Here is a 22,036-nt window from a genome sequence, read left to right on the forward strand (position 1 = left end):
CGATCGGCCCGGTACCCTCGGAGCATGCCCGCCAATGCTGACCGTCGCGTCGCCCTGCTCACCCTCGGCTGCGCTCGTAACGAGGTGGACTCCGAGGAGCTGGCCGCCCGCCTCGCGGCCGGCGGCTGGGCGGTCACCACCGACGGCACCGACGCGGACGTGGTCGTCGTCAACACCTGCGGGTTCGTCGCCAAGGCCAAGCAGGACTCGATCGACACGCTGCTCGCCGCCGCCGACACGGGCGCCAAGGTCGTCGCGACCGGGTGCCTCGCCGAGCGGTACGGCGAGCAGCTGGCCGGCGAGCTGCCCGAGGCGCACGCGGTGCTCGGCTTCGACCACTACCCGGACATGGCGGCGCGCCTCGACGCGATCCTGGCCGGCGAGACCATCGCCTCGCACGCGCCGCGCGACCGGCGCACGCTGCTGCCGCTGACCCCGGTGGCGCGCCGCGAGGCGGTCGAGGTCGTCGTCCCCGGTCACCTGCCGGCGCACCTGCGCGGCGTGATGCGGCAGCGGCTCGAGAAGGGGCCGGTCGCCCCCCTCAAGCTGGCCAGCGGCTGCGACCGGCGCTGCACGTTCTGCGCGATCCCGTCGTTCCGCGGCGCGTTCGTGTCCCGGACCCCGGACGAGGTGCTCGCCGAGGCGGAGTGGCTGGCGTCCACCGGCGTCCGCGAGCTGGTGCTCGTCAGCGAGAACTCCACGTCGTACGGCAAGGACCTCGGCGACCCACGTCTGCTGGAGCGCCTCCTGCCGCAGCTGGCGGCGGTCAGCGGCATCGTGCGGGTGCGGGTGTCGTACCTGCAGCCGGCCGAGACCCGGCCGGGGCTGGTCGAGGCGATCGCGACCACGCCGGGCGTCGCGCCGTATTTCGACCTGTCGTTCCAGCACTCCAGCGAGCCGGTCCTGCGGCGGATGCGGCGCTTCGGGTCGACCGAGCGGTTTCTGGAGCTGCTCGAGTCGGTGCGCAAGCTCGACCCGGAGGCCGGCGCCCGCAGCAACGTGATCGTCGGCTTCCCGGGCGAGACCCGCGAGGACGTCGACGAGCTGGCCCGCTTCCTCACCGAGGCCCGCCTCGACGCGGTCGGCGTGTTCGACTACAGCGACGAGGACGGCACCGAGGCCGCCGACCTGCCCGACAAGGTGTCCGAGAGCGACATCAAGAAGCGGTACGACTGGATGAGCGCCCTCGCCGAGGAGCTCTGCGCGCAGCGTGCCTCCGACCGGATCGGATCCCAGGTCGACGTCCTCGTCGACTATCTCCTCGACGACTCGGTCGAGGGGCGCGCCGGGCACCAGGCGCCCGAGGTCGACGGCTCCACGACCCTCGTCGCCGGCGACGGGCTCGACCCGTTCTCGCTGCGCCCCGGTGACCTCGTCCGGGCCAGGGTCGTCGACAGCGTCGGCGTCGACCTGGTCGCCGTCCCGATCGAGATGATCAGTCCGGCGGCCTCATGACCGTTCTCAAGCCCGTCCCGTTGCTCAACGCGGCCAACGTCCTGACCGTCGTGCGGATGGTGCTCGTCCCGGTCTTCGTCTTCTTCGTCGTGGCGGGCGGGCTGACCGACACCGGCTGGCAGCTCGCGGCGGGCATCACGTTCGTGGTCGCGTCGGCGACCGACTACGTCGACGGGTGGATCGCCCGCACGTACAACCTGGTCACCTCCTTCGGGAAGGTCGTCGACCCGATCGCCGACAAGGCGCTGACCGGCGCGGCGTTGGTGCTGCTGTCGCTGTACGACCGGCTGCCCTGGTGGGTGACCGTGCTCATCCTCGTGCGCGAGTGGGGGGTCACCGCCCTGCGCCTCTGGGTGATCAGGCACGGCGTCATCCCCGCGAGCCGGGGCGGCAAGGCGAAGACGGCCCTGCAGATCCTGGCGATCGGCTGGTACCTCACGCCGCTGCCGGACGGGCTCGCCGCTGTGGGGCCGTGGCTGATGGCGGGTGCCCTCATCGTGACGGTCGTCACTGGATTGGATTACGTCCTGCGGGCGTACCGGGTGCGCCGCGACTCCCTGCGCCGCCGCCGCGCGGGCGCCGCGAGTGGCGGGCCGGACACGTTCGGCGAGGCCGACCGGCTGGCCGCCCAGGACCAGATGCTGAGCACGCCGATCGCCGCGCCGGCGGTCGCGCCCGTGGCGGACGAGCCGGTCGCATGAGCGGACCGTTCGCCCTGGACCCCCGCGGGCTCGCCCTCGGTGCACGCGGGCTCGTCTTCGGTGCTTGCGGGCTCGCCTTCGGTGCGCGCGGCGCCGGGACGTGGCGGGAGGTGACGGCGTGAGTGCGGCAGAGGTGCTGGCGACGCTGCAGGGGCGGGGCGAGACGCTCGCGGTCGCCGAGTCGCTGACCGGAGGGTTGCTGGCCGCGGAGTTCGTCGCCGTGCCCGGGGCGAGCGTGGTGTTCCGCGGCGGACTGGTCGCGTATGCGACGGATTTGAAGGCGGCGCTGCTGGATGTACCGCCGCCGCTGCTGAACTCGCATGGACCGGTGGATCCGTCCGTCGCGGCCGCCATGGCCGCCGGGGCGCGGGAGCGGTGCGACGCCGACTGGGCCGCTGCCACGACCGGTGTCGCGGGCCCGGATCCGCAGGGTGACCAGCCTGTCGGCAGGGTGTACGTCGCCGTCGCCGGACCCCTGCCCGAGCACGCCGCCGTCCGGGAGCTCACCCTGCCGGGTGACCGCTCCGAGGTGCGCGCGGGTGCCGTCGAAGCGGCCGTCACGCTTCTCGCCGAGGTGCTGGCGACCACCATCACCTCGCGATAACGGCGGGGTAGGGTGTCGATCGGCGCCGCACCAGGTACCGTGGCGGGTACCAGTTTTCGCGGGGAACCCATTCGCGGACTGCCTCAGAGGGGGTGCCAAGGTGCTGCTTCGTCGAGTGATCGGTGACGCGCTGCGTGCGCGGCGGCAGGCCCAGCACCGGACCCTGCGCGAGGTGTCGACCGCCGCCAACGTCAGTCTCGGCTATTTGTCCGAGATCGAGCGCGGGCAGAAGGAGGCGTCCAGCGAGCTGCTGGCCGCCATCTGTGAGGCGCTCGGTGCCGCGCTGTCCGAGGTGCTGCGCGACGTGAGCGACACGCTCGCCACCGCGGAGGACCTGCCACGCGTGCTCGTCCCGGTCGGTGCGCCCGAGTCCACGCAGGACGCCGCGCCCGCATCCGACCCGGCCGCCGCGGGAGCGGGCCCGTCCGCGCCGGAAGCCCGGCTGTCCAGCCGCAGCGGCCCGAAGACCAAGGTCACCGCCGACGCGAAGCTGTCGGTGGCCGTGCGCCACGACGGCCCGCTCCGCACGACACTGCGGGCGACCCGCAACCCGCGCGAAGTCGTCTACGCCGCCTGACGCCTTCGCCCGCCACCGGTCGTTGCCGCGACCACCTGCCGCTCCACGCTGCCCATAGCCAGAGGGCCACTTGCCCGTCGGTCGTGCCGTAGGCGCCGTCCGGGTCTCAGCCATGCCTCCGTCGGGCTGCCACTCGTGCCGCCGGGCAGTCGGCCGTGCCGCCGTCGGTCGCTGGGTTGCCGCTTTGTGACCCGTCCGGCGGCTTGCCCGTGCCGCTGTTGGGCTCTACCGGCCGTGCATTTCAGGCCGCTGCTCGGGTGACCTGTCCGACCGCTTGTCCGGGCTGCCGTTCGGGTCTTCGGCCGTGCCTGTTGGGCAGCTGCCGTGTCGGCCGTGTTGCCGTCGGTGGCGGCCGTGGCTTTGTTGGGGAGCTGCCATGTCGGTCGTGTCGCAGTTGGGGCGTTGGATTGCCGTCCGTTGGGTCGTTGGCCGTGCCTGGCGGGGGCGTTGCCGTGGCGCAGTTGGGGCGCTGGGTTGCCGGGCGGGCGGTCGTTGGGTCGACGGCTGAGTTGCCCGTCTGAGGGCTGGCCGGGACTGCTGGCGGAGTTGGCCCCCGGTGGGGTGTTGGCGTTGGGGTGGGGTTGTCGCGCGGCCTGTGAGAGTCCCGGAGCGGTGGAGGGCTGGTGGAACGCCCGAGGTGGGGGCGAGCGCGGAGGGTGACGGGCGGCGGGGCGTACCGGCGGAGATGCGGCCAAAACGGGAGGCGCGGCGGGCTCGATCGGGCCTGCCACACTGGGGGCCCGGGTGTGCTTGGCGGCTTCTGACAGTCGGATTGACTTCGGTCTCGTTCGGTGCTCGTCAGTGGAAGGCAGACTTGCAGTTGTGGGTGTGAAGGAGCAGCTGACCGAGCCCTGGGGGCTTGTCGCGGCCGGTGTGCTGGGTGGAGTGGGTGGGGCGATCGGCGCCGCGCTCGCTCCGGCCGGGGTGCTTGCCGGGATTCCGGTGGGGCTTGCGGTTGCCGGTGTCGTGTACGGCGTCCGGATCGGTGTCGGGGCGCTGTTCGGGCGGGGGTCGGGCGGGCGGTCCGCGCAGCGTCTGCCCGCGCCGGCGCGTGGTGGGGACGCTGAGCGGTGGTTGCGGAGGGCCGAGACGGCGGTACAGACGCTGCATCGGCAAGCGGAGACGCCCTCCGACGCCGTCCTGCGGGTGCAGGTGGCCGGGGTCGACGGGCGGGCGGCCGAGGCGCTGGGGGATCTGGTCAGGTTCGCGGGTCAGGTGACGCTGGTCGAGCGGACGTCGGCGGGCATCGACGTCGCCCGGCTCGAGCATGACCGGGCGACGCTGGCGCAGGGGATCGGCGGGCTGCCGGCCGGGCCGCTGCGGGCGGAGCGGGAGCGGGCCCTGCGGGCGGTGACCGACCAGCTCGGCGTGGCACGGCGGCTGCACGACGCCCGCGAGATGCTGCTCGCGCGGATGCAGTCCGCTGTACTGGGTCTCGAAGGGCTGGTCGCGCGGATGGCCGAGCTGCTGGCCCTCCATGCGGCGTCCGACGTCGGCACGTCGCTCACGGCGGTGAAGGTGGCAGAGCTCGCCGCCGGGCTGGAGGCCATGCGCGACGGTCTGGCGGAGGCGGAGCGGCTGTCACGCTCGGCGCTCACCGGGGAGCAGGTGCAGTAGTGCGCATCCCTGAGATCACCCTGAGTCGCACGTGTTTCACACCGCTTTGTCCGCATTATCCCACCGTTTGAGTTGACGCTGGGCGTGACGCTCTCGCGCTCGCCTGACACGATGGAAGCCGCACGTTTGTAGTGCCGGCGCAGAGAGGACCGCGAGATGGCGAATCCCGCCGTGAAGGGCTGGAAGTACCTGATGGCGCTCTTCGGCGCCAAGATCGACGAGCACGCCGATCCGAAGGTGCAGATCCAGCAGGCGATCGAGGAGGCGCAGCGCCAGCACCAGGCCCTGGTGCAGCAGGCCGCGGCCGTGATCGGCAACCAGCGGCAGCTCGAGATGCGGCTGTCCCGGCAGATGGGCGAGGTCGAGAAGCTGCAGGCCTCGGCCCGGCAGGCGCTCACCCTCGCCGACAAGGCCCGCGCCGAGGGCAACGAGACCAAGGCCACGGAGTACGAGCAGACCGCGCAGATCTTCGCCACCCAGCTCGTCGCGGCCGAGCAGGGCATGGAAGACATGAAGACGCTGCACGACCAGTCGCTCAACGCGGCCGCCCAGGCCCGCCGCGCGGTCGAGAACAACGCGATGCTGCTGCAGCAGCGCCTCGCCGAGCGCACCAAGCTGCTCAGCCAGCTCGAGCAGGCCAAGATGCAGGAGACCGTCGCCAAGTCCCTCGAGTCGATGAGCGGTCTCGCCGCGCCGGGCAACACGCCGTCGCTCGACGAGGTGCGCGAGAAGATCGAGCGCCGCTACGCCAACGCGATGGGCCGCGCCGAGCTCGCCTCCAACTCCGTCGAGGGCCGCATGCTGGAGGTCCAGCGCACCACGCTCGACATGGCCGGCAGCTCCCGCCTCGACCAGATCCGCGCGAGCATGGCCGGCGACCAGCTCGCCGCCGCGCCCGCGACGCCCAGCACGCCCGCCGCGGCCTCCCCGGGCCCGCGGGACGCCGGCGTCGCCCGCCTCGACGAGATCCGGGCGAGCCTGAAGGACAAGCAAGCGGAAGACACCGCCAGCGCCGGCTGACGAGTTCAACGTTCTATTGGGGGGAGTGCCGGTCATGGCGTCGGAGCGGGCGAAGCATCTGAAGCGACTGCGGCGGCTGCACCGCTCCGCGCGCGGCTGGTCCGTGCGGGCCGGCCTGCTGACCGGCGCCACCGCGATTCTCGTGCCGTACAGCGGCCTCGGGCTGCCCGACGCCTTCTGGGCGGCCGGTGCCGGCGGCTCCATCGCGATCGCCATCTGGCGCTGGATGGACCTGCGGGCCTTCCGGGCCCTGCCGGTGCCGCCCGAGCCCGACCCGGCCCTCGTCGGCGCCCAGGCCCGGGAGAAGCTCGTCGGGATCGTCGCCAAGCTGCCCGCGGGGCGCACGGCGATCGCGGAGTTCGGCCGGCAGCGCGAGTCGTTCAAGCTCCGCGGCCTGACGGTCGCCGAGCCGTGGCGGCGCCTCGACCGGGCCTCGGCGATGCTGGGCGGGCTGGTCGGCCGGCTCGGGCCGCACGCGGAGGCCGCCGTGCTCGACGCGACCGTCGCCGAGCAGTCGCTGCGCGACCTGGCCCAGCGGACCGCGTCCGTCGAGCGTGCCATGAGCCTCGGCCCGGCCGGCGACTCGCTCCGGCCCGCCCATGCCGCCCTGGCGGCGCAGCTGGAGCAGGGCGTGGCGGCGTATGAGCAGTTCGTCACGGCGGCGGCCGGCTGTGTCGCCGAGGACAGCGCCACGATCGGCAACCTGGCGGATGCGACGGCGTTCCTGAAGGGCGTCGCCGAGGCGATGGCGGACCTGCGCTCGACCCCGCGAGCCAGCACCGCCTGAAGCGTGCCGCGCGCCGCATCCCACGCGCCGCGCGGCGGCTACTCGTTGGGGAGCAGGTAGCGCCAGCTGGCCCTGACCGTGTCGCCGGACGCCGACGTGTACGCGGGCCAGGCGCCGCGCTGGTCCAGGTCGCGGGTCAGGGTGCGGACCACGGCCCGCGCGTCCTCGCCGGACAGGTCCGCCTTGCGGAGGCCACCGGCGTCGGGGGCGGGCAGCTTCACGTCGGCCGGCCAGGGGTTCACGGTGGCGGGCTCGCCGTCGACCGGCATCGCGACCAGGCGCACCCGGTCCGCCAGGTACGGCTGGGCCGTCGCCGCCACCGACTTGTGCACGGCGGCGAGGCGGTCGCGGGCGTCGTACAGGACGTCGGCGTAGACGTGGTCGGTCTTCAGTTCGTCGAACCCCTCGGCGGTGAACGCGAGCGGCCCCGACGGCGACCACGTGCTCACCCTCGTCACGGGCGCGTTGAGGATCGTCGGCGCGGCGGACCGCGGCTTCTGCGCGTCGCTGGAGCCCAGGTCGGCGAGCAGGCCCGCGGCGAGGCTCTGCAGCGCGTCCGGGTCGAGGCGGGACCGGTACGCGGCATCTGCGATCGCGTCGCCGTCACCGAAGACGACGAGGCGGGGCGCGCGCAGGGCGAGCATCGCCGTGCCGACCAGGCCGCCGGTCAGCTCCCAGACGGCCAGCGGCGTGCCGTCGGGCGGTCGCAGGGTCGGGGCCGGGGTCGCGGAGGCGAGCGGAGTGCCGTCGCAGGCGCCGAGCGCGGAAGCCACGAGCGTGGCGGCCGAGGCGGCGAACAGCCCCCGCCGGCTCAGCCGGTGATGCACCGGTACAACACCACACCCAGCGTCACGCCCAAGACCCTACCGCGTGCCCGCAACGATCAGTGCGCGGGCGTGAGCCTCACGACAGCCGACTCCACAGCGCGGGCGCGGCGGCCGGTGACCAGTCCGACTGTGATCTGTGCGCCTGCCTGCACGCATAGACGCCGCCCTGGTACGCCACCTGCGCCCCGACCGTGTAGGCGACGCCCACGGCCCACGCCGGGACGGTCTTCTTCGCCGCCGGAGACCGCGAGGCGGCGGTGGATGAGGGCGGCTTCGACGTGGGCGAAGGCACCACGGGTGGCACCACCGGTGGCGGCGCCGCTGACGAGGTCGTGGCGACGGGTGACGGTGCCGGCGCTGACGGTACAGCGGCGTCCTCGAAACCGGTGGGAGCCGGCGGCAGGCAGGCGGCCCCGACGCCCGCGGAGTTGTAGCAGAGGTGGGTGTCGTCGGCGCCCACGACCGGTCCGCCGTTCGAGCGCGCGACCGTGACGGCACCCAGCGTGAACACGAGCAGCGCCGCCGTGCCCCACAGCAGCGTCCGATCCGTCGGACCCAACCGGTGAACTCCGTGCACGCCCAGCACTCCCTCGCCTGACCAGCGAGTTCGCAGCCTACGGGCCAGGTGTCGCCGAGACAACCGGCTGGCAGCGCGGGCACCAGTACGTGATCCGGTCGTGGTCGCCGCCGGTCCAGCGCTCGATCCGGGTGCCGCATCGACGGCATTCCCTCCCGGCGCGCTCGAACACCCAGTTGGTCTCGCCGCGGCGCAGCGAACCGGTCGTCGTCTGCGTCCAGCGGCCCCGGTTGGAGTTCAGCAGCCGGTGTGCCAGGTCGACCATCGCGGGCAGGTCCGGCACCGCGCCGACCTCGGTCCACGGGTTGACCCCCCTGAGGAACAGGACCTCCGCCTTGTACAGGTTGCCGATGCCCGCGAGATTGCGCTGGTCGAGCAGGGCGTCGGCGATGTGCCGGTCGGGCCTGGCGGCGAGCCGCGAGACCGCCTCCGCCGGGTCCCAGCCGTCGCCCATCAGGTCGGGCCCGAGGTGCCCGATCAGCTGGCGCTCGTCCCTGGTCGGCACCAGCGCGAGCTCGTGCAGGTGGAAGCCGACGGCGACGGCCGTCGCGGCGTGCAGCGCGACCCGGATCAGGTGGGCGGGGCGGCCGGTCCAGCGCTCGCCCGGGCGGTACGTGCGCCACGCCCCGTCCATCCGCAGATGCGAGTGCAGCGTGTAGGCGCGGTCGGGCTCGCGGGTCAGGCGGAGCAGCAGGTGCTTGCCGTAGCTGGCGGACTCGTGCACCCGCCAGCCGGCGAGGTCCGTGGTCGCGAGCTTCGGCACCCGGAAGTCGCTGCGGGTCAGCTCGTGACCCTCCAGGGCGTCGGCGAGCACGCGGGCGGTGTTCCAGACGGTGTCGCCTTCGGGCACCGGCCCAGCTTATGGGAGCAGCGGCGCCACTTCCGTGGCGAGCAGGTCGAGGTGCTCCAGGTCGTGCAGGTCGAGCACCTGCAGGAACGCCCGCGACGCGCCCGCCTTCATGAAGTCGGCCAGCTGCTCCGCCACCCGCGCCGGCGTGCCGTAGAGCTGCCCGCCCGACGCCGGCGGCCCCTTCGGGTCGAGCCCGGACGCCTCCGCCCGCCGCCGGACCTCCGCCTCGGTCGCGCCGCACACGATCGTCTGCGCGAACGAGAAGACGATCGGCGCCCGCCCGTCGCGCCCCTCGGCCTCGATCGCGGCGACGACCCGGTCGTAGGACGCGGTCGTCTCCGCCAGGCTCGAGAACGGCACGTTGAACTCGTCGGCGAACCGCGCCGCCAGCCGCGGGGTCCGCTTGAGGCCCTTGCCGCCCACGATGATCGGCGGGCCGGGCCGCTGCGCGGGCTTCGGCAGCGCGGGCGAGTCGGTGAGGTCGTAGTGGCGGCCCTGGTAGCTGAACGTGGCGCCGTCCGGCGTCGCCCACAGCCCGGTCACGATCTCCAGCTGCTCCTCCAGCCGGTCGAACCGCTCGCCGACCGGGGGGAACGGAACCCCGTACGCCAGGTGCTCCCGCTCGTACCATCCGGTGCCGAGCCCCAGCTCGACCCGGCCACCGCTCATCGCGTCGACCTGCGCCACCGCCACCGCGAGCGGCCCCGGAAGCCGGAACGTCGCCGAGGACACCAGCGTGCCGAGGCGGATCGTGGACGTCTCGCGGGCGAGCGCGCCGAGCGTCACCCATGAGTCGGTCGGGCCGGGCGCCCCGCCGCGGGTCGCCATGTAGTGGTCCGAGCGGAAGAAGCCCTCGAAGCCGAGCCGCTCGGCGTGCTGCGCGAAGGCGAGCTGGTCCTCGTACGTGGCGCCGAGCTGAGGTTCGATGAACACGCAGAGCCGCATGCGTCCGACACTATCCTGATGGACCCCTGGATCTCCTTCACCACCGACTACGGGCTCGAGGACGGGTTCGTCGCCGCCTGCCACGGGGTGATCGCCCGCCTGGCGCCCGCCGCGCGGGTCATCGACGTGACGCACCTCGTGCCGCCCGGCGACGTCGGCCGCGGGGCGCACGTGCTGGCGCAGACAGTGCCGTCGCTGCCGCGTGGCGTACACCTCGCCGTCGTCGATCCCGGGGTCGGCACCGCCCGCCGGCCGATCGCGATCGAGGCCGCGGACGGCGGGTTCCTCGTGGGGCCGGACAACGGCCTGCTGATCCCGGCGGCGGAGGCCCTCGGCGGCATCCGTCGCGCCGTCCACCTCACCAACGCGGGGTGGTTCGCGCCGGACGTGTCGCGCACCTTCCACGGCCGCGACGTGTTCGCCCCGGTGGCCGCCCGCCTCGCCGCCGGCGCCGACCTGTCCCTGGCAGGAAGTGCCACCGCGGCTCTTGTACGACTACCGCCACCGTTCCTCGAGGTGACGCCGTCCGGTGTGGTGGCCTCGGTACTGACGGTCGACCGGTTCGGCAACCTGCAGCTGGCTTCGCCCGGTTCCTTCCCCGGGGGCTCGGTCACCGTCAACGGCACGCCGGCCGTCTCGGGCGGCACCTTCGGCGACGCGCCCACCGGCGGGCTCGTGGTGTTCACCGACTCCGCCGGCTACCTGGCCGTCGCGGTCAACGGTGGCAGCGCCGCCGAGGTACTCGGCGTCCGGGCCGGCGACCGCGTGACCGTCGCTCACGGTTCGTAGGTGTGTCGTCGCCGCACGTGGTCGAGAGTGACGGAGGGTGATGTCCCGGCATATGATCCAGCCGTCCGATCGATCACACATGGCATCACAACTGGCGGAGAGTGGGACATGTCAGGCGCCGACTGGATGAAGCCCAAGCCCGACGAGGCCCACGAGCCGGTCGACCTGCAGACGGACCGGCCACACCCGGCCCGGGTCTACGACTTTCTGTTGGGCGGCAAGGACAACTTCCCCGCCGACCGGGGCGCCGCCGAGGCCGGCCTGCGGGCCAACCCCAACAGCCGGATCCCCCCGCGCGAGAACCGGGCGTTCCTGCGCCGCGCGGTGGAGTACCTGGCCCGCGAGGCGGGCATCCGGCAGTTCCTCGACATCGGCACCGGCATCCCGACGTCACCCAACGTGCACGAGGTCGCCCAGGCGATCGCGCCCGACTCCCGGATCGTCTACGTCGACAACGACCCGATCGTCCTCGCCCACGCCCGCGCGCTGCTGACCAGCAAGCCCGAGGGCCGCACCGAGTACATCGACGCCGACCTGCGCGACACCCGGCGGATCCTGGACTCGCCGCAGCTGCGCGAGGTCATCGACTTCGACCAGCCGGTGGGCCTGCTGCTGATCGCGATCCTGCACTTCGTGGGCGACGCAGATGAGCCGTACCGGATCGTGCAGGAGCTCGTCGACGCCCTGCCGTCCGGCAGCTACCTCGCGCTGTCCCACCTCACCGGCGACTTCGACCCCGTCGCCTGGGAGCACGTCGCCGCCATCTACGCCCGCCAGGGCGTGACGATGCAGGTCCGCCCGCACGCCGACATCGCCCGGTTCTTCACCGGTCTGGAGCTCGTCGACCCCGGCCTGCCGCTCGTCACGAAGTGGCGCCCCGACGCCGAGGTCTCGCCAGACGTCACCGACACCCAGGTCTCCGTCTACGGGGGTGTGGCCAGGAAGGCCTAGGCCCTTTTGGGGTTCTCGGGGGTGTGACCCGGGGGCGGCCGGGCAGTGGCGTGCGGTGGCTCGCAAAGCTCCGGCGCTGGCGATGGTGCTGCTGCTGCTCGTGACGGCGCTGGTCGTGCCGGTGTCGTGGCCGCGCGCGCTGCAGACGTTGTGCACCACGGACATCGTCCAGGCCAGGGCCGTCGCCGGGCTGGCCAACTTCTCCGCCTGGTTGCGCCGCAACAACGCGACCGGGTTCATCGGGGAGATCGGCTGGCCCGCCGACCGCGACGCGGCGCAGTGGTCCGCGGTCGCCGATGCCTGGTACACCGCCGCCGACGCCGTCGGTCTGCCCGTCACCGCCTGGGCGGCCGGCACCTGGCCGGCCAACTACCCGATGGCCGTCTACCGCCCGGTCGCGCACGGCATGGACGTCGACGTCGTCGGCCCGCAGGCCCACGTCGTCGAGCGCCACGGCACCTCCGCCGGCTACCTCCGCGGCGTCAACCTGGCCGCCGGCTCCTTCGCCACCTCCGAGGTCAACGGCGGCTTCGGCAGCGCCAACCCCGGCCGGTACGGCGACGACTACACGTACGAAACCCCCTCCAGCTACGAGTTCCTGGCCTCGCGCGGCATCCGCCTCGTGCGCCTCGCCGTCAACTGGGAACGCCTCCAGCCCGTCCCCTTCGGCCCCTTGTCCTCCGAGGAGGTCGCCCGGGTCCGCCTCGCGCTCGACCACGCCCGCGCCGCCGGCCTCCTCGTCGTGCTGGACCTGCACGGGTACGGCGACTTCGCCCTCGGCGGCGGCCGCCACCAGCAGACCCTCCTGCGCCTCGGCGGCCCCGGCCTGCCGACCACCGCGCTGGCGGACTTCTGGCGCCGCATGGCCCCCGCCGCCGACAACCCCGCCGTCATCGGCCTTGGCCTCCTCAACGAACCCACCCGCCTCGCCGCCGACGGCCGCGCCGGCGCCCTGATCTGGGAACGCGCCTCCCAGCAGACCGTCGACGCCCTCCGCGACATCGACGACCGCCGAGCCCTGCTCGTCAGCGGCTACATGCCGATGGGCCCGCCCTCGTGGGGCCTCATGCACCCGCGAGCCTGGATCCGCGACCCGCTGCACCGCGTCGCGTACGAGTCCCACGCCTACTTCGACCACGACGGCAGCGGCCACTACTGGAGCTCCTACGCAGACGAGCTCCGCGACGTCACCTGGCCCCACCCCACCCTCTGCCAGCGGTTGACCCCGCTGACCCGTCAGGTGCTTCAATCGACCGAGTGATCGCCGTCCGCCCCGCCCGCCCCGCTGACCTGCCCGCCGCAGCCGACGTCTGGCACGCGGCGAACACCGCCCGCGGCCTCCCTCCAACCCCACAACGCCTCGCCCGCGTCCGCGAGAAACTGGCCGCCCCGGACGCCCAGGTCCTGATCGCCACCCTGCCCACGCCCCCGTCCACTGCCCCGGCGCCTGGGCTCGCTGGCTCCGCGCCTGGGCTCGCTGGCTCCGCGCCTGGGCTCGCTGGCTCCGCGCCTGGGCTCGCTGGCTCCGCGCCTGGGCTTGCTGGCTCTGCTGCCGGGGCTGCCGGTCCGGTGGCTGTTCCAGCTCCATCCGGGTCGGCGCTCACCGAGCACGTACCGGACCTCGCCGGTTCCGTGGCCGGACCTGCCAGTTCCCCGGCCGGACGCACGGGTGCTGCGGCCGCGCTCGCCGGTGCCGGGTCGGCACCCGCTGGTTCGACGGCCGGACAGGGCGAGTCTGCGGTCGCTCCGGCCCGGGCTGCGGCGGCGACGAGCGGGCCAGGGGCGGTGCCTGCCGAGGCCGGGACGGTGGTCGGCATGGCCGGGACGGTGGTCGGCATGGCGCTGGTCGAGCCGGGTCGTGCTGACGACGGCGAGGGTGCGCTGGTTCCCGGGTACGGTCACGTGTCGATGGTGTTCGTCCACCCCTCCCACTGGTCGAACGGCTACGGACAGCACCTCCTCCGCGCGGTCGACGCCCTCGGCTACACCCGCACGACGCTGTGGACCCGTCGATCCAACGAACGCGCCCAACGCCTCTACGCCGCCGCTGGCTACGTCCCGAACGGCCGCACCACCCACCTCTTCGACGGCGACGAGATCATCCAGCTGGAGCGCCGCGCCGAGCCGGTCTGACCCTGGCCGCCGGGCCGGCTCACCGCGGTCCGTCCCAGGTCCAGCGCGGCATCGTGACGTCGGCGGGCACCTGGGAGCCCGGCGGCGAGTACTGCATGACGTCCGCCGCCGCCCAGGTCATGTAGTCACGCAGCGCCGCCCGGAACTCCGGGTCCGGGGGCAGGCCGGCGTCGTCGCATGCGAGCACGAAGCAGCGCACGAACCGCTCCCCGAGGTCGTCGTCGGCGCCCATCCGCGCGTGCAGGTCGAGCATGCCGAAGTGGGTGCCGCACGTCTGCGAGTACGCGGGCGGACCGCCGAACACCTCGGCCAGGTACGTCCCGAGCCGCTGCACATGCTCAGGATGATGCCCCGGATGCCCGAACGGATGGTTGAGCACCGGATCCGCAAGGCACCGCTCATGCAACGCCGCCGCCAGCGCCTGGAACGCCGGGGCACCACCGGCGTGCTCGAACAGCGAGACCCGACGCTCGCCTGCGAGTTCACTCATCGCGCCGTCTCCTTCCGTGGTCACACGCGATGGTCGCGTGCCGGTCGCCAGCTCCGCAGCCGAAGCGTTCGACCGCGTGCGGTTCAGTTCTGCAGGTGAAGCGCTTGATCAGGTTTGTGGCTCAGTTCCATGGGTGAAGCGCTTGACCAGGTGTGGCTCAGTCCCGTGGGTGGAGCGTTCGGTCGGGCGTGTGGCTCAGCTCCGCGGGGGAGCGCTTGATCGGGGTGTGGATCAGTTCCGCAGGCGGAGTCCCTTCGGGGTGGTCCGGAACCCTGCCGCCGACAGCGCGTCACCGAGCGCCGACGCGTGGATGGACTCCCCGTCGGCGCGCTCGACCGACATCGCGCCGAGCGCACCCCCGTGGACGGCGTCGGCGAGGGCCTTCGCGGCGAGGGCGAGCAGTTCGGTGTCCTCGACGTACGACAGCAGCGTCCGCCCTCCGCGCTCCACATAGATGACGAGGTCACCGCCGACCGTGACGACGAGCGCGCCCGCCTTGCGCCCAGGCCGGTGCCCGGAGCGCTCACCATCACCGGCGTCGACGACCCGCTCGGGCCAGGGCAGCGCGGCCCCGTACGGATTGGCTGGATCGGTCGAGGCGAGCACCAACGCGTCGCGGGTGTCGGTGCCGCCCCGCAACCGGTCGACGGCCCCCGGCAGCGCGAACTGCGCCGCGCCCAGACCTTCGACGAAGTAGCCCCGCCGGGCGGCGCCCCGCTCCTCCATCGCCGCGAGCACCGGATACACGCCGGCGAACGCCCCCGGCAGATCCTCGGCCATCACCGCCCCACGGGTGACGATTCCGTGCCGGTCCAGGAGCAGCTCGGCGTTGGCGGTCGCCCGGCGGGTCGGGTCGAGGTCCCGATCGGGCAGCCGGTGCCACCGCCCGGCCCCGGTCGGCGGCCCTGACCGCCCACCGGCGAGCGACGCCCGCGCCGCCGCGATGCCCGCGCGCCGGTACCGCGACCGCGGCGCCGCCGGCTTCGCCTTGTGCGCTCCACCCCCACCGAGCTTCGCCCGCAGCGGGCCGAGCGTGTCGTTGGACAGGTGCCCGGCCCACACCAGATCCCAGACGGCGTCGAGCACCTCCGCCTCGCTGACGAACCCCGGCGCACCCCAACCGTCCGAGTCCCCACCCGGACCGCCGGCGTCGCGTGAGCCCCCCGACCCGGCGTGGAGCGACGCTTCGACGCCGCGCAGGGTCTCGCTGATCGATCCGGGTGCCGCCTTCGCCCTCCGCAGCCTGGCGACAGGAACCGGCGGCGGCACGACCGCCTCGGGCTCCGCGCCACCGGCGGAATCACCCGCACGCCCTCGCGTGGTGGCCTCGTCGCCCGCTGCGGGCAAGGCCACAGCTCTGTTGTCAGGCTCAGACAAAGGCGCTGGCCCACCGGCCCCCGACGAGACCACGGACCCGTCACCGGATGCCGGGAACGCCTCGGACCCGCCGCCGGACACCGACCACGGCGTCGACTCGCCACCGGACGCCGATGACCTGACACCCTTCCCGCCCGGACGCGCCCGACCTCCGGCCGCGGAGGCCCCAGCCGCGGACGACGAGCTCGTGCCACCCCTCGGCGACGACCCGGCCGCGGGCGGCAGCTCCCTGCCCACCGCTGACGCCGGCGGAGCCGAGGCGAGGATCTCGTTGACCCGCTCCGCCAGCGTCCGCAGGAACAAGGCATGCCCACCCGCGAGCGCGGTGAGGATCGCGGCGTGGACGGGGCCGCCGACGTCCGTGGGCGGCGGGAGGAGCAGCGACGCGGTGTCGGCGAACGCGAGACTGATCCACCCGTCATGCTCGCCGATGGCGCCGCCCCCGGACCAGAGCAGGTCGCCGGACGCGCACAGCTCGTCGAGGTAGGCAGGCGTGTAGTCGGCGACGCGGGCCGGCAGGATCAGCCGCTCCAGGGCGGATGCCGGCATGGCGATGCCCTGGAGCTGCTCGACCGCGGCGGCGACGGCGTCGATGCCCCGGGCCCGGGACGAGCCGACCTGGTGCCACTGCGGCAGGAAGCGGGCCAGCGCGCGGGGCGGCACGGGCTCGATCTCGCGGCGCAGCGCGGCCAGGGACCGGCGGCGCAGCAGCCGGAGGATCTCCGCGTCGCACCACTCGGTGCCCGCGCCGCCGGGCGTGAACTCGCCGGAGACCATCGCCGGCAGGCGGCGCAGCGCCTGCTCGACGACGAAGACACCGAGCCCGAAGCGGGCCGCGCAGGTCGCCGCGGTGAACGGCGCGTGCGTGCGGCCATAGCGGGTGACGAGGTCGCCGAGCGGGTCCGCGACCGGCTCCAGGTAGGCGGTGGGCAGGCCGACGGGCAGCGCCACCCCGAGGGCGTCGCGGAATCGGGCCGCGTCCTCGACCGCGATCCAGCGGGGCTCCCCGGCGACGCGGACCTGGATGGCGCGGCGCTGCGCGCCCAGCTCCGCCGCCCACGCGGGGTCGGCGCCGCGGGCGGTGAGCTCGGCGTCGGACAGGTCGCCCAGGACGCGGAGCATCTCGGCGACGTCCTCGGCGTCGCGCGGGGTGCGCTGGTCGCCGAGCCACTGCAGGCTCCGCTGGGTCTCAGAGACGACCTCGGGGTCGAGGAGCTCGCGCAGCTCGACCCGGCCGAGGAGCTCGGCGAGCAGCGTCGGGTCGAGGGCGAGCGCGGCGGCCCGGCGCTCGGCGAGCGGTGAGTCGCCCTCATACAGGAAGGCGCCGACATAACCGAAGAGCAGCGACCGGGCGAACGGTGACGGCCGCGGCGTCTCCACCTCGACGAGGCGCAGCTTGCGCCCGGCGATGTCGTGCATGACGCCGACGAGCCCGGCGACGTCGAACACGTCCTGCAGGCACTCCCGCGCGGCCTCGAGGGTGATCGGGAAGTCGGCATAGTCGCGGGCGACGTCGAGCAGCTGGGCGGAGCGCTGCCGCTGCTGCCACAGCGGCTGGCGGCGGCGCGGGTCGCGGCGGGGCAGGAGGAGGGCGCGGGCGGCGCACTCGCGGAACCGGGCGGCGAACATGGCCGACGTGCCGACGGTCTCCTCGACGATGCCGGCGATCTCGTCGGGGTCGAACGCGACCAGGTCGGCGCCGGGCGGCTCGTCGGCGATGTCGGGCAGGCGGACCACGATGCCGTCGTCGCTGGGCATGACCTGCGCGTCGACGCCATAGCGCTCGTTGAGCCGGCGGGCGATCGCCAGGGCCCACGGCGCGTTGACCCGGGCGCCGAGGACGCAGTGGACGGTCATCCGCCAGTCGCCGAGCTCGTCGCGGAACCGCTCGACCAGCACGGTGCGGTCGTCGGGCAGGTGACGCGTCGCTTCGCGCTGCTCGCGCAGGTAGGCCAGGAGGTTGTCAGCGGCCCACTCGTCGAGCCCGCCGCTGCGCAGCTGCTGGTGGGCGGCCTCGTCGCCGGCCTTGACGAAGCCGCGCAGCCGGGCGCCGATCGCGCGGCCGAGCTCGACGGGGCGGCCGGGGGAGTCACCCTTCCAGAACGGCATCTTCGCGGCGGCGCCCGGCGCGGGGGAGACCAGCACCCGGTCGGGAGTGATGTCCTCGATGCGCCACGAGGTCGAGCCGAGCAGGAACACGTCGCCGACGCGGGACTCGTAGACCATCTCCTCGTCGAGCTCGCCGACGCGGGCGGCCTTCTCCGCGCCGGCCAGGAACACGCCGAAGAGCCCGCGGTCGGGGATGGTGCCGCCGCTGGTGACGGCGAGGCGCTGGGCGCCGGGGCGGGCGGTGAGGACCCCGTCGGTGCGGTCCCACACGATGCGGGGGCGCAGCTCGGCGAACGCGGTCGACGGATAGCGCCCGGCGAGCATGTCGAGCACCGCGAACAGCGCCGACTCGGGCAGCTCGGCGAACACGGCGGTGCGGCGCACCAGGGCCGCCAGCTCGTCGACGTGCCACGGCTCCATGGCCACCATCGCGATGATCTGCTGGGCGAGCACGTCCAACGGGTTGCGCGGATAGCGCAGCTCCTCGATGCCGCCCTCGACCATCCGCTCGGCGACGACGGCGCAGGAGACGAGGTCGCCGCGGTGCTTCGGGAACACCACACCGCGGGACACGGCGCCGACCTGGTGCCCGGCGCGCCCGACCCGCTGCAGGCCGGCGGCGACGCTCGGCGGCGCCTCGATCTGCACGACCAGGTCGACGGAGCCCATGTCGATGCCGAGCTCCAGGCTGGAGGTGGCGACGACCGCCGGCAGCTGGCCGGACTTGAGCGCCTCCTCGATGTGCTTGCGCTCCTCGCGGGAGACGCTGCCGTGGTGGGCGCGCGCCACGACGGGCGCCGCACCGTTGGCGGTGCCGGCCTGCGCCATCATCTCCGCCGGCGTCCGTGGCGGGGTGGGTGCGGGGATGCCGGCACGGGCCGCGGACAGCTCGTTGATCCTGGCGCAGAGGCGCTCCGCGCCGCGTCGCGAGTTGGTGAACACGATCGTGGAGCGGTGGCCCTCGATCAGGTCGAGGACCCGCTCCTCCACGGCGGGCCAGATCGACGCCTGCCGGGGCGCCCCGTCGTCGTCCTGCGAGGGGTCGGTCTCGCCGAGGGCGGTCATGTCCTCGACGGGCACCTGCACCTCGACCTGGATGGTCTTGGCGCTGGGCGGCTGCACGACCTCGACGGGCGCGGACCCGCCGAGGAACCTGGCGGTCTCCTCGATCGGGCGGACGGTCGCGGACAGGCCGATCCGCTGCGCGGGCCGCTCCAGCAGGGCGTCGAGCCGCTCCAGCGACAGCGCCAGGTGGGCGCCGCGCTTCGTCGCGCAGACCGCGTGGACCTCGTCGACGATCACCGTCTCGACGCTGCGCAGCGACTCCCTGGCCTGCGAGGTGAGCAGCAGGAAGAGCGACTCGGGTGTGGTGATCAGGATGTCGGGCGGGGTCTTGGTGAACGCTCGCCGCTCGTCGGCCGGGGTGTCACCGGTGCGCATGCCGACCCTGATGTCGGGCGGCTCCTGCCCGAGTCGCGCCGCCGCCTGCCTGATGCCGGCGAGGGGGGCCCGCAGGTTGCGCTCGACGTCGACCGCCAGCGCCTTCAGGGGGCTGACATACAGCACCCGGCAGCGCTTCGCCGCCTCCACGTCTGGTCGGGCCGCCAACTGATCGAGGGACCACAGGAACGCGGCCAGGGTCTTGCCGGAGCCGGTCGGCGCGACCACGAGGGCGTGCCGGCCGGCGCTGATCGCCTGCCACGCGCCCGCCTGCGCGGCGGTGGGCGCCGCGAACGCCGCACCGAACCACTCCCGCGTCGCCGCCCCGAACCGACCCAGCTCATCCATGCCTCCATCCTGCCCCCGGGGTACGACACTTTCCCCCGACCGCTCGACGCCGCCGATAGGATTAGTCCGATTTGTACGAAAGGGGGAATTTGGCTAAGATGCACCAATCCCCAGAACACAGGAGCAGCCGGTGGCAGCACAGCGCACGATCGCCCAGCGGGCGATCCGCCAGGAGTCGGAAGTGCTGCTGCGCCAGCTGGACGCATACCTGGCCGCCCTGCGCACCGGATGCGGCACCACGGACGTCGGGCACGCCGAGCGGATGGCCGAGGCCCTGCGCCGCCTGATCGCCGACACCGCCAGGTCGAGCGCGGTCGACCGGGCCCGCGTCCGCGCCGCCGTGCACTACTTCGTCTACCGCGGCGCCGCCGGCGACGGCCCGGCCCGCACCGGCGGCGGCGCCAGGCTGGCGCTGCTGACCGGCGGCCGGGCCCCCGCCGACCGGCGCCGTCAGGGTGACGACGACCGCGTCGTCAACGACCTGCTCCGCGACCTCGGTCGCGCCGACCTGATAGTCGAGCACTGATGACTTGCCTGGCCGGGCAGCGAAGAGGGTCCCCCATAACCAGTGGGGGACCCTCCATGCGTTCCGGGACCGGTCGCGGCGCTAGGAGATGCTGGCCGTCGCCAGCTTGATGCTGAACGCCAGGAACAGGCCGCCGACCGAGGTGCTCAACCCGGCGGCGAGCTTCCGCCGGGAGCGGAACTGCTCGGCCAGATACCGCCCGGCGAAGATGAGCACGGACAGATAGATCGCGCTCAGCACCTCGGCGACGATCCCGAGCAGCAGGAAGCTCACTGCCGGATGGGCATAGCCGGGGTCGACGAACTGGATGAAGAACGACACGAAGAACAGGATCGCCTTCGGGTTGAGCATGCTGATCACCAGCGCACGCCGGAACGGGCGGTCGGCCGGCGGCTCCGGCTGCGGTGCCGAGGCGGGTGCCCGTAACCGCCGCACGGTGTCGACCACCAGACGGATGCCGAGATAGGCCAGGTAGCCGGCGCCCGCGTACTTCACCAGGAGAAACAGCCAGGGATAGGTGTGCAGCAACGAGGCGACGCCACCGGCCGAGAGGACCATGAGCACCGCGTCGCCGAGCCAGACCCCGGCAGCGCCCCGATACCCGTCCCGCACGCCGCGACGGGCGGCGACGGACAGCACGTACAGCGAGTTGGGGCCGGGCAGGAGCACGATCGCGGCCGTGCCCAGCAGATACGTCCAAGGGTTGGTCACGCCGAGCATCAGCGTCCGCCCGCTTCCAACGCCGCGGTCAGCCGGTCCCGGGCCGCAGGCCACTCGTCGGCGAGCATCGAGAAGCAGACCGTGTCGCGCCAGCTGCCGTCGGGACGCTGCCGGTGTGCGCGCAGCACACCCTCACGCTCGGCGCCGAGCCGCGCGATCGCCTGCTGCGAGCGCTCGTTGCGGACGTCGGTGTGCCACTCGAGCCGGACCGCGCCCAACGTGTCGAACGCGTGCGCCATGAGCAGCAGCTTTGACTCGGTGTTGATCGCCGTGCGCCAGTGCGGGCGGCCGAGCATCGTGTGCCCGATCGCGATCGAGCGGCGCGCCTCGTCGATCGCGTAGAAGGAGGTGCTGCCGAGGATCTCTCCCGTCGACGGATCCCGCTGTACGAAGGGAGTCCGCGCCGGATCCTTGATCGCCGCGTCCACGATCGCGGCCATCCCGGCGGCCGAGGCGGGTCGGGCGACGGTGAGGTGCGTCCAGACCTCGGCGTCGTCGAGCGCCGCGAACAGGCCCTCCGTGTGCACGTGGTCGAGCGGCTCCAGCACGACGTGCCGTCCCCGCAGCGTCGGCGTGCCCCGCCAGCCGTCCTCGGCAGGGCGAAGATAGCCGGGGAGCGGCACGAGCACTCCGGGTGCGGGCTCTGGCTGCCCGGCGACGAGCTTCAGCGGTACAACACCCGCCCAATGCGGCAAGAGCAGGTCTGCCTCGTCGTCGCCGACGCCGCCGGTGCGGACCTTCGCCGAGACCTCCTGCAGCGTCAGGGCCAGCACCGCGGTCTTGGCCAGCTCCTTCGCGTCCGGCGGGCGGCTGTCGGCGGCGCGGCCGGGCATGATCTTGTCGACCAGCGCCGCGAACGCCCGGTCGCGCTCGCCGGGGTCGGTGACCAGCCGCGCGGCGCCGTGCGCGACCACGGAGCGGTAGTTGGCGCTGTGGTGGAACTGGGAGCGGGCGAGGACCAGCCCGTCGATCAGCGTCACCGTCACACAGATCGGCAGGCCGCCGGGGCGGGCCGCGAGCGCCGAACTGCTCCCGGTCGAGCCGTGCAGATAGACGGTGTCGCCGATGCGCGCGTGCAGGTTCGGCAGGACCCGCGGCTCGCCGTCGACGACGAATCCGACGTGGCAGACATATCCCTCATCGAGGACCGAGTGCACCAGATCGGCGTCGTACGACGCGCGCTCGCTCATCCG

The 22,036-nt window shown here is 73.6% G+C and carries 20 protein-coding genes and 1 pseudogene; 13 read left to right on the forward strand and 8 right to left on the reverse strand.

Features of this window, described 5'->3' with window-relative positions; genetic code table 11:
• Positions 1-24: 24 nt before the first annotated feature.
• The 8 genes and pseudogenes from rimO to AB0J72_RS24210 all read left to right on the forward strand — a co-directional run bounded on the left by rimO (position 25) and on the right by AB0J72_RS24210 (position 6,761).
• On the forward strand, positions 25-1,455 hold the full coding sequence (gene rimO / locus AB0J72_RS24175) for a 30S ribosomal protein S12 methylthiotransferase RimO (RefSeq protein ID WP_363402242.1): 1,431 nt from the start codon (positions 25-27) through the stop codon (positions 1,453-1,455).
• Positions 1,452-2,012 (forward strand): annotated as a pseudogene (gene pgsA / locus AB0J72_RS24180) (CDP-diacylglycerol--glycerol-3-phosphate 3-phosphatidyltransferase); the annotation flags it as partial. The gene rimO and the pseudogene pgsA, both read left to right, overlap by 4 nt.
• 140 nt (positions 2,013-2,152) lie before the next feature.
• Positions 2,153-2,278, forward strand: coding sequence for a hypothetical protein (locus AB0J72_RS24185; RefSeq protein WP_363402243.1), 126 nt, complete (start codon positions 2,153-2,155; stop codon positions 2,276-2,278).
• A complete protein-coding gene (locus AB0J72_RS24190) occupies positions 2,275-2,760 on the forward strand; it encodes a CinA family protein (RefSeq protein WP_363402245.1) in 486 nt (161 codons plus the stop codon). Before AB0J72_RS24185 ends, AB0J72_RS24190 begins: the two co-directional genes overlap by 4 nt.
• A gap of 100 nt (positions 2,761-2,860) precedes the next feature.
• The gene (locus AB0J72_RS24195; protein WP_363402247.1) at positions 2,861-3,337 is read left to right on the forward strand and encodes a helix-turn-helix transcriptional regulator; all 477 of its coding nucleotides are present in this window, start codon (positions 2,861-2,863) and stop codon (positions 3,335-3,337) included.
• Positions 3,338-4,165: 828 nt separating this feature from the next.
• Entirely contained in the window at positions 4,166-4,954 is a 789-nt protein-coding gene (locus AB0J72_RS24200; RefSeq protein WP_363402249.1) for a hypothetical protein, read from the forward strand.
• Positions 4,955-5,110: 156 nt separating this feature from the next.
• Positions 5,111-5,974 (forward strand): PspA/IM30 family protein, encoded by an 864-nt coding sequence (locus tag AB0J72_RS24205; protein WP_363402251.1) that lies wholly within the window; start codon positions 5,111-5,113, stop codon positions 5,972-5,974.
• A gap of 34 nt (positions 5,975-6,008) precedes the next feature.
• Positions 6,009-6,761, forward strand: a complete 753-nt coding sequence (locus AB0J72_RS24210; RefSeq protein ID WP_363402253.1) for a hypothetical protein — start codon at positions 6,009-6,011, stop codon at positions 6,759-6,761.
• A 38-nt stretch (positions 6,762-6,799) separates the two neighbouring features.
• Here the strand turns inward: AB0J72_RS24210 and AB0J72_RS24215 are convergent, their stop codons facing one another.
• The 4 genes from AB0J72_RS24215 to AB0J72_RS24230 all read right to left on the reverse strand — a co-directional run bounded on the left by AB0J72_RS24215 (position 6,800) and on the right by AB0J72_RS24230 (position 9,960).
• Complete coding sequence (locus tag AB0J72_RS24215) at positions 6,800-7,588, reverse strand: hypothetical protein (protein WP_363402255.1); 789 nt, start codon at positions 7,586-7,588, stop codon at positions 6,800-6,802.
• A gap of 76 nt (positions 7,589-7,664) precedes the next feature.
• The gene (locus AB0J72_RS24220; protein ID WP_363402257.1) at positions 7,665-8,147 is read right to left on the reverse strand and encodes a carbohydrate-binding protein; all 483 of its coding nucleotides are present in this window, start codon (positions 8,145-8,147) and stop codon (positions 7,665-7,667) included.
• Positions 8,148-8,202: 55 nt separating this feature from the next.
• Positions 8,203-9,015 carry a DNA-formamidopyrimidine glycosylase family protein gene (locus AB0J72_RS24225; RefSeq protein ID WP_363402259.1) on the reverse strand — a complete coding sequence of 271 codons (813 nt, stop codon included), beginning with the start codon at positions 9,013-9,015 and terminating at the stop codon, positions 8,203-8,205.
• Positions 9,016-9,024: 9 nt separating this feature from the next.
• On the reverse strand, positions 9,025-9,960 hold the full coding sequence (locus AB0J72_RS24230; protein ID WP_363402261.1) for an LLM class F420-dependent oxidoreductase: 936 nt from the start codon (positions 9,958-9,960) through the stop codon (positions 9,025-9,027).
• A gap of 12 nt (positions 9,961-9,972) precedes the next feature.
• Here AB0J72_RS24230 and AB0J72_RS24235 point away from each other — a divergent pair, with 12 nt between their 5' ends.
• The 4 genes from AB0J72_RS24235 to AB0J72_RS24250 all read left to right on the forward strand — a co-directional run bounded on the left by AB0J72_RS24235 (position 9,973) and on the right by AB0J72_RS24250 (position 13,833).
• Positions 9,973-10,749, forward strand: a complete 777-nt coding sequence (locus AB0J72_RS24235; RefSeq protein ID WP_363402491.1) for an SAM-dependent chlorinase/fluorinase — start codon at positions 9,973-9,975, stop codon at positions 10,747-10,749.
• Positions 10,750-10,857: 108 nt separating this feature from the next.
• Positions 10,858-11,700, forward strand: a complete 843-nt coding sequence (locus AB0J72_RS24240) for an SAM-dependent methyltransferase (RefSeq protein ID WP_363402263.1) — start codon at positions 10,858-10,860, stop codon at positions 11,698-11,700.
• A 55-nt stretch (positions 11,701-11,755) separates the two neighbouring features.
• Complete coding sequence (locus tag AB0J72_RS24245; RefSeq protein WP_363402265.1) at positions 11,756-12,961, forward strand: cellulase family glycosylhydrolase; 1,206 nt, start codon at positions 11,756-11,758, stop codon at positions 12,959-12,961.
• A 554-nt stretch (positions 12,962-13,515) separates the two neighbouring features.
• Positions 13,516-13,833: a GNAT family N-acetyltransferase gene (locus AB0J72_RS24250; protein ID WP_363402266.1), complete on the forward strand. Its 318-nt coding sequence runs from the start codon at positions 13,516-13,518 to the stop codon at positions 13,831-13,833.
• Positions 13,834-13,852: 19 nt separating this feature from the next.
• On the opposite strand, the gene AB0J72_RS24255 is transcribed toward AB0J72_RS24250, so the two are convergent.
• Both AB0J72_RS24255 and AB0J72_RS24260 read right to left on the reverse strand, forming a co-directional pair.
• The gene (locus tag AB0J72_RS24255; protein WP_363402268.1) at positions 13,853-14,323 is read right to left on the reverse strand and encodes an oxidoreductase; all 471 of its coding nucleotides are present in this window, start codon (positions 14,321-14,323) and stop codon (positions 13,853-13,855) included.
• A 231-nt stretch (positions 14,324-14,554) separates the two neighbouring features.
• Positions 14,555-19,597 (reverse strand): DEAD/DEAH box helicase, encoded by a 5,043-nt coding sequence (locus AB0J72_RS24260; RefSeq protein WP_363402270.1) that lies wholly within the window; start codon positions 19,595-19,597, stop codon positions 14,555-14,557.
• 130 nt (positions 19,598-19,727) lie between these two features.
• Here AB0J72_RS24260 and AB0J72_RS24265 point away from each other — a divergent pair, with 130 nt between their 5' ends.
• Positions 19,728-20,123 carry a hypothetical protein gene (locus AB0J72_RS24265; RefSeq protein ID WP_344507776.1) on the forward strand — a complete coding sequence of 132 codons (396 nt, stop codon included), beginning with the start codon at positions 19,728-19,730 and terminating at the stop codon, positions 20,121-20,123.
• An 81-nt stretch (positions 20,124-20,204) separates the two neighbouring features.
• Here AB0J72_RS24265 and leuE read toward each other — a convergent pair whose 3' ends face one another.
• Both leuE and AB0J72_RS24275 read right to left on the reverse strand, forming a co-directional pair.
• A complete protein-coding gene (leuE, locus tag AB0J72_RS24270; protein ID WP_363402273.1) occupies positions 20,205-20,843 on the reverse strand; it encodes a leucine efflux protein LeuE in 639 nt (212 codons plus the stop codon).
• Entirely contained in the window at positions 20,843-22,033 is a 1,191-nt protein-coding gene (locus tag AB0J72_RS24275) for a bifunctional pyridoxamine 5'-phosphate oxidase family protein/GNAT family N-acetyltransferase (RefSeq protein WP_363402275.1), read from the reverse strand. The genes leuE and AB0J72_RS24275 overlap by 1 nt, the downstream gene beginning before the upstream one ends.
• Positions 22,034-22,036 lie beyond the last annotated feature (3 nt).

It is taken from the genome of Dactylosporangium sp. NPDC049742, from assembly GCF_040674675.1.
Taxonomy (GTDB): Bacteria; Actinomycetota; Actinomycetes; order Mycobacteriales; family Micromonosporaceae; genus Dactylosporangium; species Dactylosporangium maewongense.